The organism is Nocardia sp. NPDC051463 (assembly GCF_040681975.1).
In the GTDB taxonomy this organism is placed as follows: domain Bacteria; phylum Actinomycetota; class Actinomycetes; order Mycobacteriales; family Mycobacteriaceae; genus Nocardia.
Window position 1 is genome coordinate 90,050 of record NZ_JBFBAB010000006.1, and the last position, 16,751, is coordinate 106,800.

The following is a 16,751-nucleotide window of genomic DNA, read 5'->3' on the forward strand; positions in this document are numbered from 1 at the left end:
GAATCCGACCCGAGCCGACGGGTAACAGCGGTTCGCAATACCCACTGACGTGGCTGTTCGAAGTACCAAGCGTGAAGATGAGGAATTCCCAATGGTCGAACGAGCGAATGACATCGCTATCGTCGGAATGTCGTGCCGGCTGCCGGGCGCTGCCGACCTGGAGAAGTTCTGGCGATTGCTGCGCGAGGGCCGCGACGCCATCGGATCCGCTCCCGCCGACCGCCCCGGAATCGATGAGACCGCCGGATTCCTCGACTCGGCGTCGGAGTACGACGCCGACTTCTTCGGTGTGCCGCCGAACGAAGCGCGGGCGATCGATCCACAGCAGCTGCTCGGCCTCGAGCTGAGCTGGGAGGCGTTGGAAGACGCCGGCTACCGCGACCCGGCCGGCGCGCGAGCCGGGGTGTTCCTCGGTTCCACCGGAACCGATTTCGCCGAAATGGCGGCCGCGCAGGGCAAGCCCGGTGTCGGTAGGCACTCGCTGTGGGCCGTCGGCCGTGGTGTGCTCGCCAACCGCATCTCCAATCAGTACGGGTTCACCGGTCCGAGCCTCGTCGTCGACAGCGGGCAGTCGTCGTCGCTGGTTGCGGTGCACCTGGCCTGCGAATCGGTGCGCAATGGCGAATGCGACGTCGCCCTGGCCGGCGGACTGAACCTCATCCTCTCGCCGTTGAGCGGTGCACGCATCGACGAATTCGGTGCGCGCTCGGCGTCGGGCAAGTGCCGCACCTTCGACGAAAGCGCCGACGGCATCGTGCGCGGTGAAGGCGGCGGCATCGTCGTGCTCAAGCCGCTCTGGCGAGCCGTCGCCGACGGCGACCGCATCCACGCTGTGATCCGCGGCAGTTCGGTCAACAATGGCAACGAGCGCCAGGTGTTGAGCGCGCCGAGCGCGGCGTCGCAGGCCTCGGTCATCCGGGCGGCGCTCGTCGCGGCCGGAGTGGAAGGCTCGTCGGTGCACTATGTCGAACTGCACGGCACCGGCACCCCGGCAGGCGATCCGGTGGAGGCGGCCGCCCTCGGCGACACCTACGGTGTGGCGCGGCCCGCGGACGGACCCCTCGCTGTGGGCTCGGTCAAGACGAACATCGGGCACCTCGAGGCCGCCGCGGGAATCGCGGGCCTGATCAAGACTGTGCTGTGCCTGCGGCATCGAGAACTCGTGCCGAGTTTGAACTTCCATGCTCCGAACCCCCGGATTTCGCTCGACGCGGCGCGACTGCGGGTCGTGACCGATGTGCAGGAATGGCCGTCGGCGCAGGTCCGCAGGGCGGCGGTATCGGCATTCGGCATGGGCGGCACCAATGCGCATGTGGTGCTGGAGCAGGCCCCTGCGGTCGCGACGGTCGATGCCGCGCCCGATCGCGGCTCAGAAGTCCTGTCGTGGGTGCTGTCGGCCAGGAGCCCGGAGGCGTTGCGAGGACAGGCCGCTCGGCTGCGGGACTGGTTGGACGAGCATCCCGAGGCGGATGCCGCCGACGTGGCGCACTCGTTGTTGCGATCGCGCACGCAGCTGGAGTGGCGCACCGCGGTGGTCGGGCTTGATCTCGCCGGGATGAAGGCCGGGCTTGCGGCGTTGGCCCAGCCAGGAGCCGAGTCCGCGGAGCTTGTGGAGTCCGCGGTGGTGTCGGGTCGCGCGGCGGCGCGCCGGGTGGCGATGGTGTTTCCGGGTCAGGGCAGCCAGTGGTCCGGGATGGCCGCGGGTTTGTTTGCTGCGGGCGGTGTTTTCGCGGAGTCGATCGCCGAGTGCGAGACGGCGTTGTCGCCGTTCATCGACTGGTCGCTGACCGATGTCGTGCGGGGGGAGCCAGGAGCCGCGTCGCTGGACCGGGTGGACGTCGTGCAGCCGGTGCTGTTCGCCGTCATGGTCTCGCTGGCCAGGCTGTGGCGTGCCAACGGCGTCGAACCGAGTGTGGTCATCGGGCATTCGCAGGGTGAGGTCGCGGCGGCCGTCGTCATCGGCGCGTTGTCCTTGTCGGACGGGGCGCGCGTGATCGCGCTGCGCTCCAAGGCTGGGGCCGAGGTGCTCATCGACAAAGGTGCGATGGCCGCGGTCGGTCTGTCCACCGCGGCGGTCCTGGAGCGGTTGGCGCCGTTCGGGGACGAGTTGTCATTGGCGGCGATCAACGGGCCCGCACAGACGGTGGTGTCGGGCGGATCGGCGGCGTTGGACGAGTTCGTCGCGCAATGCGCGGCCGATGGCGTGTGGGCGAAGCGTGTCCCGGCGACTTGGCCGGGACATTCGAAAATGGCCGAGGAGATCCGGGATCGGATCTTGACGGAACTGGCGCCGGTGCGACCGAGGGCGAGTGCGATCCCCTTCTTCTCCACCGTGGTCGCCGACTATGTCGATACATCGACGCTGGATGCCGAGTACTGGTACCGGTCGTTGCGGGAGCCGGTGCGCTTCGCCGAATCGATCGAAGCGCTGATGCGTTCGGGGGTGAACGGATTCGTCGAGGCGAGTCCGCATCCGGTGGTGTCGATGGCCGTCGAGTTGACCGCCGACTCGATCGGCTTCGCCGACCGCGTGGCCGTTGTCGGCACCCTGAAGCGCGGTCACGGCGGCCAGGAACATTTCGCGGCTGCACTCGCACGCGCCCATAGCGTCGGCATCGATGTACCGCCTGCGGCGCTGGCCAGGGCGGCGACCCGAATCGACCTGCCCACCTATGCGTTCCAGCGGCTGCGCTGGTGGACGCCCGGTGACTCGGTCAGCGCGGGCGCGGGCGATGTGAGCAGTGCCGGTTTGATTCATCCGGATCATCCGATGCTCGGCGCCGCGGTGTCGGTCGCGGGCCGGGATGAATGGCTGTTCACCGGCCGCCTGAGCCGCGCCGCCCATCCCTGGCTCGGCGACCACGTAATCCTCGGATCGCCCGTCGTGCCGACGGCCGTATTCATCGAAGCCGCGTTGGGCGTCGGCGCCCGAGTGGCGGCAGGCGCGGTGACGGAACTGCGGATCGAGTCACCGCTGCCGACGGTCGGCGATGCGCTGAACATCCAGGTGAGCGTGGCGGCACCCGACGACCTCGGTCGGCGGACGTTCGCGATCCATGCCCGGCCCGCCGGCGCGGAACTCCCCGACGGCCGAGGGTCGGGCGACGGGTGGGCGTCCGACGACGAGGTCGAGTCCCAGGAATGGGCCAGGTACGCGACCGGTGTGCTCGCCCCCGACACCGGTGACGCACCGTTTTCGGTGGACGGCGACTGGCCGCCCGGCGCAGCCGAGCCGGTGGCGGCCGCTGAACTATACGACCGCCTCGACGCGCGTGGCTTCGGTTACGGCGTGGCGTTCCAAGGCGTCACAGCAGCTTGGCGGCGTGGGCACGAGGTCTTCGCCGAGGTGTCGCTCGACGCGACCGTGAGTGATCAGGCCGGGCGTTTCGGTGTGCATCCCGCTCTGCTGGACGCGATGCTGCACGCGGCCGTCGACGAACTGGCCGCCGGAGCTTCGGAATCCGACAGCAACGCCGTTCCGATGCCGCTGTCGCTCACCGATATTCGGCTGTACCGCCCCGGATCGGCAGCGGCGCGGGTGCGTCTCGACCGGGTGGATACCGACACCCTGCGCGTCACGGCGTTCGCCGAGGACGGCGCACCGATTCTCGCGATCAAATCGTTGCTGCTGCAGCCGGTGGAGATGGCCGCGACGTCGGCGCCGGATCCGCTCGCCGCCGCCGTGGTTCCCGCGCGCAGGCGCAACACTGTGGTCACGGGTCCGCTCGCGCCCCGCTTGCTCGCCACCCCCGAGTCCGAACGTGATGCCCTGGTGCTCGCGGTGGTCGCCGAACAGGCCGCGGCCGTCCTCGGCCACGATTCCGCCGCGGCCATTGATCCCGACCAGCCGTTCACCGACTTCGGATTCGATTCGCTCAGCGGTCAGCAGCTCCGCAATCGGCTGGTGCAGGCCACCGGCACGGAGTTGCCGACGACGCTGGTATTCGACCACCCGACGCCACGAGCGGTGACCCGGCTGGTGCGTTCTTTGCTCGAAGGTGTCGACCTCGGCAAGCGTCGCGTCACCCGGCGCACCCGCTCCGACGAACCGATCGCGATTGTGGGAATCGGCTGCCGCTTCCCCGGCGGTGTCGCCTCGCCGCAGCAGATGTGGGACCTGCTCGCCGAGGGCCGCGATGCGATCACCGGATTCCCGACCGACCGTGGCTGGGACCTCGAGCGGCTGTTCGATCCGGATCCGAGCAAGCCGGGCACCGTATACACCCGAGAAGGCGGATTCCTCACCGACCCGGGCGCTTTCGACGCGGGCTTCTTCGGTATCGGCCCGCGTGAGGCGGCCGGCATGGATCCGCAGCAGCGGCTGATGTTGGAAGTCTCCTGGGAAGCCCTGGAGGACGCGGGGATCGACCCCGCCGCGTTGCGCGGCACCGACACCGGGGTGTACGTAGGCGCGATCTCATCGGGTTACGCGCGCGCGGTGACCGGTGAGCACGAAGGCTTCCGGTTGACGGGGACCGCACCGAGCGTGATCTCTGGTCGGGTTTCGTATCTTTTCGGACTGGAAGGGCCCGCGGTCACTGTCGATACCGCGTGCTCGTCGTCGCTGGTCGCACTGCACCTCGGCTGCCAAGCTCTACGCAGAGGCGAGGCATCCCTCGTCCTCGCCGGTGGTGTGAGCATCTCGGCGAGCCCGCGGCTGTACATCGACTTTGCGCGGCAACGGGGTTTGGCGCCCGATGGACGGAGCAAGGCATTCGCCGCTGCCGCCGACGGCGTGACCTGGTCCGAGGGTGTTGGCGTGCTGGTGGTCGAGCGGCTGTCGGACGCGCAGCGCCTCGGCCACAACGTCTTGGCGGTCGTGCGTGGTAGCGCGATCAATCAGGACGGTGCGAGCAATGGTTTGACCGCGCCGAATGGTCCCTCGCAGGAGCGGGTGATCGCGGCGGCGTTGGCTGATGCCGGGCTGGAGCCGTCGGATGTGGACGCGGTGGAGGCGCACGGTACCGGAACGACGTTGGGTGATCCGATCGAGGCGCAGGCGCTGATCAACGCCTATGGCCGCGATCGCGTGGAGCCGCTGCGGATCGGGTCGATCAAGTCGAATATCGGGCACGCGGTCGCCGCGGCGGGTGTCGGGGGCGTGATCAAGATGGTGCAGGCCCTGCGGGAGCAGACTCTGCCCAAGACGCTCCATGTGGATGCGCCGACGCCGCATGTGGACTGGTCGGCGGGGTCGGTGCGGCTGTTGACCGAGGCCGAGCCATGGCCCGCCCGCGGCCGGGTCCGTCGTGCCGGGGTCTCGTCGTTCGGTATGAGCGGCACCAATGCGCACCTGATCTTGGAAGAGGCGCCACCCTCGACCCCGGCCGAACCTGCTGTTGTCGAACGAGATTCGGGTGTCGGTGGTTCCGACGTCCTGTCGTGGACATTGTCGGCGGCAAGTTCGGAGGCATTGCGAGAACAGGCTGTTCGGCTCGCGGAATGGTTGCAGTCGCACGACGACGTGCATGCGGCAGACGTGGCGCACTCGTTGCTGCGTCACCGCTCGCGGTTCGAGTGGCGCGGCGCGGTTGTGGGGCGGGAACTGGCCGACCTGAAAGCCGGGCTGGCGAGTTTGGCCGAGTCGGCAGCGCAGCCCGGCAAGGGCCCCGACAGCGTGGTCTCGGGCCACGCCGCTGCGCGCCGGGTGGCGTTCGTGTTCCCGGGGCAGGGCAGCCAGTGGCCCGAGATGGCCGGTGAGCTGCTGGCCGCGGGTGGGGTATTCGCCGACGCGATCGCGGAGTGCGAGGCGGCCTTGGCGCCGTTCGTGAATTGGTCGTTGACCGCGGTGCTGCGCGGTGAGGCGGACGCGGCATTGTTGGACCGGGTGGACGTGGTGCAGCCCGTGCTGTTCGCGGTGATGGTTTCGCTGGCGCGCGTGTGGCGCGCGAACGGCGTGGAACCCGCGGCGGTCGTGGGGCACTCGCAGGGTGAGATCGCGGCGGCCGTCGTTGCGGGCGGACTTTCGCTGTCGGATGGCGCGCGGGTGGTAGCTCTTCGTTCCCAGGTCGTCGCCGAGGAGCTGGCGGGCGCCGGCGGCATGGTGTCGGTGGGTGCTGCCGCCGAGGCAGTCGCGCAGCGCTTGACGGGTTTCGGGGACCGGCTTTCCGTGGCAGCGGTGAACGGCCCTGCCCAGACGGTGGTGTCGGGGGAGTCGTCGGCTCTGGACGAGTTCTTGGCGGCGTGCGCGACCGACGGTGTCTGGGCGAAACGGATTCCGGTGGACTATGCGTCGCACTCGAGGGCCGTGGAGTCGATCCGGGATCGGGTGCTCACGGAGCTGGATGCGGTGGCGCCGGTGTCGGGCTCGGTGCCGTTCTTCTCGACCGTGCTCGCGGACTATGTCGATACCGAAACGTTGGATGCGGGGTACTGGTATCGCGGACTGCGTGAGCAGGTGCGCTTCGCCGAGTCGGTCGAAGCGCTGCTGCGTGCGGGGGTGAACGCCTTCATCGAGGTGAGTCCGCACCCGGTGTTGACGATCGGCGTCGAGCTGACGGCGGGGGCGATCGGCTCGGCCGATCGCGTGGCCGTGCTCGGGACGCTCAAGCGCAATCAGGGGGGTCCGGAGCAGGTCGCTGCCGCGCTGGCGCAGGCGCACTGCGTCGGCATCGAGGTGAGCGCCCAGGCATTGGCCCCGGACGCCACTCGGGTCGACCTGCCGACATATGCGTTCCAGCGCAAGCAGTACTGGTTGCAGCCCAGTGGCGCGCCGGATGTTTGGCAGGCGGGGCTGGACGAGGCAGGCCATCCATTGCTCGGCGCGCTGGTGCGGCTGCCGGATTCCCAGGACGTGGTGTTCACGGGTCGGCTGTCGCGAGCCGATCATGCGTGGCTGGCCGACCATGCGGTCGCGGGGGTGAGCTTGCTGCCCGGTGCCGCCCTCGTGGAACTGGCCCTGCACGTGGGAACGATGCTGGACTGCCCGCAACTCGACGAGCTGGTGATCGAGGCGCCGCTGGCGGTGCCGCCTGCCGGTGCCGTCGAGCTGCGGGTGGTGGCGGGCGGACCGGATGGGACCGGTGCGCGGACGGTGTCGGTGTACTCCCGCGCCCGCGGCGCCGACCAATCCGATCGGGCCGAGATCGACGACGCCCCCGGATCGGACGAGTGGGTGCGTCACGCGTTCGCGTCGGTCACGGGCCGGACGGAGGCGCCGTCGGCCGACTCGAGCATGGTGATCTGGCCGCCGGTCGGCGCGGTGGCGATCGAGATCGACGGCGCGTATGCGGATTTGGCGGAGCAGGGTTACGGGTACGGGCCGATGTTCCGTGGACTGACCGCGCTGTGGCGACGTGATGGTGAGGTGTTCGCCGAGGTCGCGTTGCCGGAGCAGGCGCGGTCGGAGGCCGGGAAGTTCGGTGTGCATCCGGCGTTGCTGGATGCCGCGCTGCACCCGATCCTGCTCGGTGGATTGATTGCGTCCCCGCGCGCAGGTGAGTTGGCTGTCCCGTTCTCGTGGGAGAACGTTTCGCTGTATGCGACGGGGTCGACCTCGCTACGGGTCCGGGCGGCGGTATCCGGCTCGGGGGCCGCGGGCGAGCGGATTGCGCTGACGGTCGCCGACGGGGCGGGTATGGCGGTGGCCGAGGTGGGAGCGCTGACACTGCGGTCGCTCTCGACCGACGGACTCGGTGCGGCCCGGCGTCGCAGCGACGATGTCGGCTACCAGGTGGATTGGGTCGCGCTGGCCTCAGATGCGCAGCCGCGCACCGAAGCTGAAGCCTGGAGTCCCGCCGACGACGCCGAAACCGCCACTATCGGTGGCCGAGTCGTGACGGTATTGCGACTCGATGCGACAGCAGGCGATCGTGATCTCCCGGCGGCCGTGCGGGATGCGGTGACCGCGCTGATGGTGCGCATGCAGCGGCTGCTGGCGCGGGACGAGCAGATCGTCGTGGTGACCAGGCAGGCAGTGGCGGTGCATCCCGGGGAGTCGGTCGAGCTGTCCGGTGCGGCGGCGTGGGGTCTGCTGCGCACGGCACAGAGCGAGCACCCGGACCGGATTCTCGTGGTCGATGTCGATGACTCGGCCGACTATCGGCACGCTGTCGTCCTGGCGGTGACGACGGAGGGCGAACCCCAGTTGGCGGTTCGGCGCGGCATTGCGCACGCACCTCGGCTGAGTCGAGGCGTCGGCGACAACGTGGGTGCGAGCGATCTGGTGCGGACTCCGGCGTGGGCGTTGACCCACCTCGGCAAGGGCACCTTGACCGGAGACAACCTCGCGCTGATCGAGAAACCCGCCGTGTTACGGACGCTCGAGCCCGGCCAGGTTCGAGTGGCGCTGCGCGCGGCCGGCGTGAATTTCCGTGATGTGCTGCTCGCGTTGGGCATGGATTCGGGGGGCAACGACGCGATCTGTGTCGAGGGCGCGGGTGTTGTGCTCGAGGTCGCGCCCGATGTCACCGAATTCGCGCCCGGTGACCGGGTTTTCGGGTTCATCGATGGTGTCGGATCGGTCGCGGTGACCGATCGACGCCTGCTCGCGCCGATGCCGCGTGGCTGGTCGTTCGCCCAGGCGGCCGCGGTGCCGGTGGTGTACGCGACGGCGTATTACGGCCTCGTCGATTTGGCCGAGGCGCAACCCGGCGAGACCCTGCTGCTGCACGCGGCGACCGGTGGCGTCGGGATGGCGGCGGTGCAGGTCGCAAGGCACCTGGGGTTGCGTCTGCTTACCACCGCCAGCCGACCGAAGTGGGATGTGTTGCGCGCCATGGGGTTCGACGACGCCCAGATCGGTGACTCACGCACTCTGGACTTCGAGCAGAAATTCCTTGCCGTGACCGAGGGTCGCGGTGTGGACATCGTGCTGGATTCGCTGGCAGGTGAATTCGTGGACGCGTCGCTGCGCTTGCTGCCCCGCGGTGGCCGGTTCGTCGAGATGGGCCATCTCGATGAGCGCGATCCGGCCCAGGTGGCCGCTGACCATCCCGGCGTGGATTACCGCACATTCATGCTTTTGGAGGTGGAGCCGGACCGGCTGCAGGAGATCATGCGGATTCTGGTCGGCCTGTTCGACGACGGAACATTGACGTCGTCGCCGATCACCGCGTGGGATCTGCGGCAGGCGCCGGCAGCGTTCCGTCATGTCAGCCAGGCCCGTCACATCGGCAAGAACGTGCTCACCGTGCCGACACCGTTGCGGCCCGGCGGTACGGTGCTGATCACCGGCGGCACCGGTGGCCTGGGTGCGCTCCTCGCGCGGCATCTGATCACCGAATATGGCGTGCGCAGACTGGTATTGGTGAGCAGGCGTGGGCCGGACGCGCCGGGTGCGGCCGAATTGCGGGACGAGCTGGTCGCGCTCGACGCGCACGTGGATGTGGTGGCGTGTGATACCGCCGACCGGGCCGCGCTGGATGCGGTGTTGGCGGCGATCCCGTCGGAGCATCCGTTGACCGGCGTCTTCCACGCGGCGGGTGTGCTGGCCGACGGGCTGTTGACAGACATGACGCCGGAGCGAATCGCGGAGGTGCTGCGCCCGAAAGCAAATGCCGCGTGGAACTTGCACGAGGCGACGCGAGCGCTGGATCTGTCGGCGTTCGTGCTGTATTCCTCGATCGCGGGTGTGATCGGTAATCCGGGGCAGGCGAATTACGCGGCGGCGAATGTCTTCCTGGATGCGTTGGCGCAGCACCGGCATGTGATCGGTTTGCCCGCGACGTCGGTGGCGTGGGGGCTGTGGAAAGAGAGCACCGGCATGACCGGTGGTCTCGGTGAGGCCGATATCGCCAGGTTGCGCCGGGAAGGTTTGCCGCCGCTGGGCGACGAGGACGGTATGGCGCTGTTCGATGCGGCCCTTGCGGGCGGTCGGGCGGGGTTCGTGGCTGTTCGGGTCGATCGATCCGCCCTCGCCGAGGCTGGTTCCGACGGCCCGCGCGCGCTCATGCGCGGTTTGGCGCGGCCCGCGCGCCGTCGCGTCAGCATCGGGGCGAACGAGTCCTCGGTGCTGGCGGCCCAGGTGGCGGGCCGCCCGGCGGCCGAGCAGGAACGCATCATCCTCGAGGTGATCCGTACCCAGGCAGCAGCGGTCCTCGGCCACGACAACGCCGAGTCGATCGCCCCGGACAAGCCGTTCAGCGATATCGGATTCGACTCGCTCGGCGTCATGGAATTCCGCAACCGGCTGGTCAAGGCCACCGGTGTTCAGTTGCCCTCGACTCTGGTATTCGACTATCCGACCGCGGAGGCGATGGCGAAGCTGGTGCAATCCCGAGTCGCGCCGACGACCGCGGACGGACCCGCTCGGCAGGCCCCGCGCCGGGTTCGGGCGGACGAACCGATCGCCATCGTCGGGATGAGCTGTCGGTTCCCCGGAGGTGTCGGTTCGCCGGAGGATCTCTGGGGGCTGCTTGCCGCCGGAAATGATGCCACCGGCGAGTTTCCGACGGATCGTGGCTGGGATCTGGAGCGACTGTTCGATCCGGACCCGGACAAGCCTGGCACCATTTACACCCGCCGTGGCGGATTCCTCGATACCGCAGGCGATTTCGACGCCGGATTCTTCGGCATCGGTCCCCGCGAGGCGTCCGCGATGGACCCGCAGCAACGGCTGCTTCTCGAAGCGTCCTGGGAGGCGCTGGAGGAGGCGGGCATCGACCCGATCTCGTTGCGCGGCAGCGACACCGGAGTTTTCGCCGGAGCGTGCTTCTCGGGTTACCACGATCGGGTGACCGGCGATCTGGAGGGCTACCGGCTCACCGGCACCACCCACAGCGTGATCTCCGGCCGGGTGGCTTATACCTTCGGCCTCGAGGGCCCCGCCGTCACCGTGGACACGGCATGTTCGTCGTCGCTGGTCGCTTTGCACCAGGCCTGCCGTGCGCTACGCCAGGGAGAGACCTCGCTGGCGTTGGCGAGCGGCGTGACGGTCGCGGCCGCGCCCTACGTCTTCATCGATTTCGCGCGGCAGCGTGGGCTGTCTCCGGACGGGCGTTGCAAGTCGTTCGCCGCCGGGGCCGACGGCGTCGCCTTCTCCGAGGGCGTCGGCGTCCTGGTGCTCGAGCGGCTGTCGGACGCGCAGCGCCTCGGCCACAACGTCTTGGCCCTTGTGCGTGGGTCGGCGGTGAATCAGGACGGTGCGAGCAATGGTTTGACCGCGCCGAATGGTCCCTCGCAGGAGCGGGTGATCGCGGCGGCGTTGGCTGATGCCGGGCTGGAGCCATCGGATGTGGACGCGGTGGAGGCGCACGGTACCGGAACGACGTTGGGTGATCCGATCGAGGCGCAGGCGCTGATCAACGCCTATGGCCGCGATCGCGCGCAGCCGCTGCGGATCGGGTCGATCAAGTCGAATATCGGGCACGCGGTCGCCGCGGCGGGTGTCGGGGGCGTGATCAAGATGGTGCAGGCACTGCGACACGAAATGCTGCCGAAGACGCTGCATGTGGATGAGCCGAGCCCGCACGTGGAATGGTCGGAGGGCAACGTCGCGCTGCTGACGGAGGCCGAGCCATGGCCGGTCGGCGAGCGTATCCGCCGCGCCGGGGTGTCATCCTTCGGCGTGAGCGGCACCAACGTGCACGCCATCCTGGAAGAAGCACCAGCCCGTCGGGTGCAGGCATCGTTGCCCGCGCCCACCGACCGGTCGCGCCCGGACACCGTCGTTCCGTGGTTGGTGTCGGCGGATTCCGAGTCGGGTCTGCGGGCGCAGGCGGATCGCCTGAGGCAGTGGATGATCGGCAATGCCGACGCGGATGTGTGGGATGTCGCGTACTCGCTGATGACGTCCCGGGCGCAGTTGGATCGGCGCGCCGCCGTCGTCGGTCGCGATCGCGACGAGCTGCTGGCCGGTCTGGCCGAGCTGGCGGCGGGTGCACCGGGCACGATCGAGGCGAGCGTCGGGTCGGGGCGGACGGCCTTCCTGTTCACCGGGCAGGGCGCGCAACGGGCCGGGATGGGCGCGGGGTTGTACGCGGCCTTCGATGTGTTCGCCGCGGCGTTCGACGAGGTGTGTGCCCAGATCGACCCGCTGCTCGGGACGGCGCTGCGGGACCTGGTGTTCGACAAGGACGGTGCGGCGCTGCTGGATCGGACCGAGTTCACCCAGCCCGCCCTGTTCGCGTTCGAGGTGGCGCTGTTCCGGCTGATGGAATCGTTCGGCGTCGTGCCGGATGTGCTGATCGGGCACTCGATCGGGGAGCTCGCGGCCGCCTATGTGGCGGGCGTGTGGTCGCTGCCGGACGCGTGCGCCCTGGTGGTTGCCCGCGGACGATTGATGGGTGCGCTGCCCGAGGGCGGGGCGATGTTGGCGGTCGCGGTGTCGGAGGCTCAGGCGAGCGCGGTGCTCGCCGGGTTCGCGGGGCGGGTGTCGATGGCCGCGGTGAACGGCCCGTCGTCGGTGGTCTTGTCCGGGGAGGTGTCCGCGATCGACGAGCTCGCGGGCGCGTTCGTCGCGCAAGGAGCCAAGACCTCCCGGCTGCGGGTGAGTCACGCGTTCCATTCCGCGTTGATGGAGCCGATGCTCGACGAGTTCCGTTGCATCGCAAAAGAATTGACCTACCATCAACCAACCGTCTCGATCGTGTCGAATATCTCGGGTGCCCTGTTCGGTGCAGAGGTGACCGATCCGGAGTATTGGGTCGAGCAGGTGCGTGGCTGCGTCCGGTTCGCGCCGGGTATCGACACCCTGGTCGAGACCGGGGTGCGGCGCTTCCTGGAGATCGGACCGGATGCCGTGCTGGCCGCGATGGTTCGGCAGTGTCTTGCCGACACTCCTGCCGTCGAGGCCAAGTCGACGGTGCTCGCTACCGCCCGGCGCTCGGTCGACGAGCCCATCCAGTTCGTCTCCGCGCTGGCCGCTGCCGACGCCGCGGGGATCGGTATGGACTGGACGTCGTTGTTCGCCGAGCACTCCATGGCGCGAGTGCCGTTGCCCACATACGCATTCCGGCACCGGCGGTATTGGCTGGAGCCGGTTGTCGCGCCGGACACCTGGCAGTCGGGCCTGGACGAAGCGGGACATCCGCTGTTGAGCGCGATGGTGCGGCTGCCGGATTCCGATGACGTGGTGTTCACGGGCAGGCTGTCGTACGGAGGCCATCGGTGGCTGGCCGACCATACCGTCGCCGGGGTGACCTTGCTGCCCGGTGCGGCCTTCGTGGAGCTGGCCCTGCATGTGGGAACGATGGTCCAGTGCCCACGACTCGCCGAGCTGGTGATCGAGGCGCCGCTACCGGTGCCGGCCACCGGTGGCGTCGAACTGCGGGTGGTGGCGACCGGACCGGACGAGACCGGTGCGCGGACAGTGTCGGTGTACTCGCGTTCGGGTGGTGACGATCCCGGCGATGGCGCGCAGCGTTCGCACATCGACACAGCCCGCAGCGATGACCAGGCGCCACAGTGGGTTCGGCACGTAGTCGCGACTGTCACCACCCAAGCGGACGTCCCATCGCCGATCGACACGAGTATGGCGAGCTGGCCGCCCGCAGGTGCGTCTGCGATGGACATCGAGCACGTCTACGCGGATCTGGCAGAGCTGGGTTATGAGTACGGGCCGGCGTTCCAGGGACTGACTGCCCTCTGGCGGCGTGGCGACGAGGTATTCGCGGAGGTTGCACTGCCGGAATCCGTCCGATCGACAGGCGGGGAATTCGGGGTGCATCCGGCGTTGCTGGACGCCGCCTTGCACGTCCTGCTGTTCGGCGGGTTGCTGCCCGCCCCGCAGGCCGGTGCGGTCGCCGTCCCGTTTTCGTGGGAGAACGTCGCGTTGCACGCGACCGGGGCGACCGCGCTCCGGGTCCGGGCGACCGCGACCGGCTCCGCGACGGGCGACCAGATCGCGGTGACGCTCGCCGACGCGTCGGGCATGGTGGTGGCCGAGGTCGGCGCGTTGACGCTACGGCCCATCCCGACCGCCGCGCTCGGTTCGGCACACCGCAGGACCGATGGCGTCGGCTATGGCGTGGACTGGGTCGCGTTCCTCGCGGGCGAGTTCACCGAAACCGGCGACTGGGGTACCGCCGAGGACGGGGAAACCGTCTCGATAGCGGGACGGACCGCGACGGTGGTGCGGCTCGACGATGCGCCGCGGGACCACGACGGCCCGGTGCAGACGCGGGCTGTGGTCACGGCGCTGACCGCGCGCATCCAGCGGTTGCTGACGCAAGACCGGTCCATCGTGGTCGTGACCAGCCAGGCGGTGGCAGTGCATCCCGGCGAGGCCGTCTATCTGACCGCCGCGGCGGTATGGGGCTTGCTGCGCACCGCGCAGAGCGAGCACCCGGACCGGATTCTCGTGGTCGACCTCGACGTGTCGGCAGACTATCGGCGCTGGGTGGAACTGGCCGTTTCGACGGCCGGTGAACCGCAGCTGGCGGTACGTCGAGGTACGACGCACGTGCCACGGTTGCACCGCGCGGGTTCGGATTTGCCCGGGGTCTCCGTGTTGCGGGGTAGCTCGGAATGGGCCCTCACTCCGCTCGACCAGGGCACGTTGACCGAGGACAATTTCGGTCTGCGCGATCATCCGGCCGCGGCGGCGCCACTGGGGTCGGGCCAGGTCCGGGTGAGCATGCGGGCGGTCGGCCTCAACTTCCGTGACGTGCTCGTCACGCTCGGCACCTACCCCGACCCGAACGCTCGGATCGGCGGCGAGGGCGCGGGTGTTGTGCTCGAGGTCGCGCCCGATGTCACCGAATTCGCGCCCGGTGACCGGGTTTTCGGGTTCATCGATGGTGTCGGATCGGTCGCGGTGACCGATCGACGCCTGCTCGCGCCGATGCCGCGTGGCTGGTCGTTCGCCCAGGCGGCCGCGGTGCCGGTGGTGTACGCGACGGCGTATTACGGCCTCGTCGATTTGGCCGAGGCGCAACCCGGCGAGACCCTGCTGCTGCACGCGGCGACCGGTGGCGTCGGGATGGCGGCGGTGCAGTTGGCGCGTCATCTGGGGTTGCGTCTATTGGTGACTGCCAGCAGGCCCAAGTGGGATGTGTTGCGCGGTATGGGGTTCGACGACGCCCAGATCGGTGACTCACGCGCTCTGGACTTCGAGCAGCAGTTCCTTGCCGTGACCGAGGGTCGCGGTGTGGACATCGTGCTGGATTCGCTGGCAGGTGAATTCGTGGACGCGTCGCTGCGCTTGCTGCCCCGCGGAGGCCGATTCATCGAGATGGGCATGATCGACCGGCGTGATCCGGCCGAAGTGGCCGCCGAATATTCGGGAGTGCGCTACCAGAGCTTCATGCTGCTGGAAGCTGATCCGGACCGGCTGCAGGAGATCATGCGGATTCTGGTCGGCCTGTTCGACGACGGAACATTGACGTCGTCGCCGATCACCGCGTGGGATCTGCGGCAGGCGCCGGAAGCGTTCCGTCATGTCAGCCAGGCCCGTCACATCGGCAAGAACGTGCTCACCGTGCCGACGCCGTTGCGGCCCGAGGGCACCGTGCTGATCACCGGCGGCACCGGTGGCCTGGGTGCGCTCCTCGCGCGGCATCTGATCACCGAATATGGCGTGCGCAGACTGGTATTGGTGAGCAGGCGTGGGCCGGACGCGCCGGGTGCGGCCGAATTGCGGGACGAGCTGGTCGCGCTCGACGCGCACGTGGATGTGGTGGCGTGTGATACCGCCGACCGGGCCGCGCTGGATGCGGTGTTGGCGGCGATCCCGTCGGAGCATCCGTTGACCGGCGTATTCCACACCGCGGGTGTGCTGGCCGACGGGCTGCTCGCAGGTATGACCCCGGAGCAGATTACCGAGGTGCTGCGCCCGAAAGTGGATGCGGCGTGGAATCTGCACGAGGCGACGCGTGCGCTGGATCTGTCGGCGTTCGTGCTGTATTCCTCGATCGCGGGTGTGATCGGTAATCCGGGGCAGGCGAATTACGCGGCGGCGAATGTCTTCCTGGATGCGTTGGCGCAGCACCGGCACGTGATCGGTTTGCCCGCGACATCGGTGGCGTGGGGGCCGTGGCGGGCGAGCACCGGCATGACCAGTGCCCTGGGCGAGGCCGATATCGCCAGGTTGCGCCGCGAGGGTTTCATTCCGCTCGGCGACGAGGACGGTATGGCGCTGTTCGATGCGGCCCTTGCGGGCGGCCGTGCGGAGTTCGTTGCGGCCCGGATCGATAGGTCCGCGCTCTCGGAGCTCAGCGCCGATGACTTGCGCGCGGTCATGCGCGGTTTGTCACGGCCGTCACGGCGCCGGATCAGTAGTGCGCCGAGCGAAACGCCCGACCTGGCAGCGCAACTGGTCGGTCGCTCGATTGCCAAGCAGGATCGCATCGTCCTCGAGGTGATCCGTACCCAGGCTGCGGCGATCCTCGGCCACGAGGGTGCGGACTCGATCGCCCCGGACAAGCCGTTCAGCGATATCGGGTTCGACTCGCTGGGCGTCATGGAGTTCCGGAACCGGCTGAAATCGGCTGTCGGCGTGCAGCTGTCCGCAAACGCGATGTTCGACTATCCGACACCGGCGGAGCTCGCCGGCTTCCTCCGCCGAGAGATCGTGCCGGAGGTCGGTTCCTTGGATCGGATCGCGGCCGAGGTCGAGTCGTTGGCGCGCAGTTGCGCCGCGGCCGATCTGTCGCCCGCCGACCGTTCCGACATCGCACTCAAGTTGCAGGCGATGTGGCGCGAGCTCGAAGGCCGTCAGCTCGAAGGCCGTCAGCTCGAAGGCAAGGACGCGAGCGAGCCCGCCTCGAGTGGCACCGCAGAGAGCCTCGCCGCCGCGGACGACAGCGAACTCTTCGACTTCATCGACAACCTCAGCTGATTCGTCGACAACCTCAGCTGCACTGAAACGACCA

General features: G+C 69.0%; 1 protein-coding gene. It reads left to right on the forward strand.

Annotated features, from left to right (window positions below; all coding sequences use genetic code 11):
* Positions 1-91: 91 nt before the first annotated feature.
* On the forward strand, positions 92-16,717 hold the full coding sequence (locus tag AB0M74_RS11525) for an SDR family NAD(P)-dependent oxidoreductase (protein WP_364904999.1): 16,626 nt from the start codon (positions 92-94) through the stop codon (positions 16,715-16,717).
* Positions 16,718-16,751: the final 34 nt, after the last annotated feature.

Excerpts from the sequence above, each read along its gene's own strand:
- AB0M74_RS11525 (WP_364904999.1), top strand. The coding sequence starts at position 92 with ATGGTCGAACGAGCGAATGACATCGCTATCGTCGGAATGTCGTGCCGG.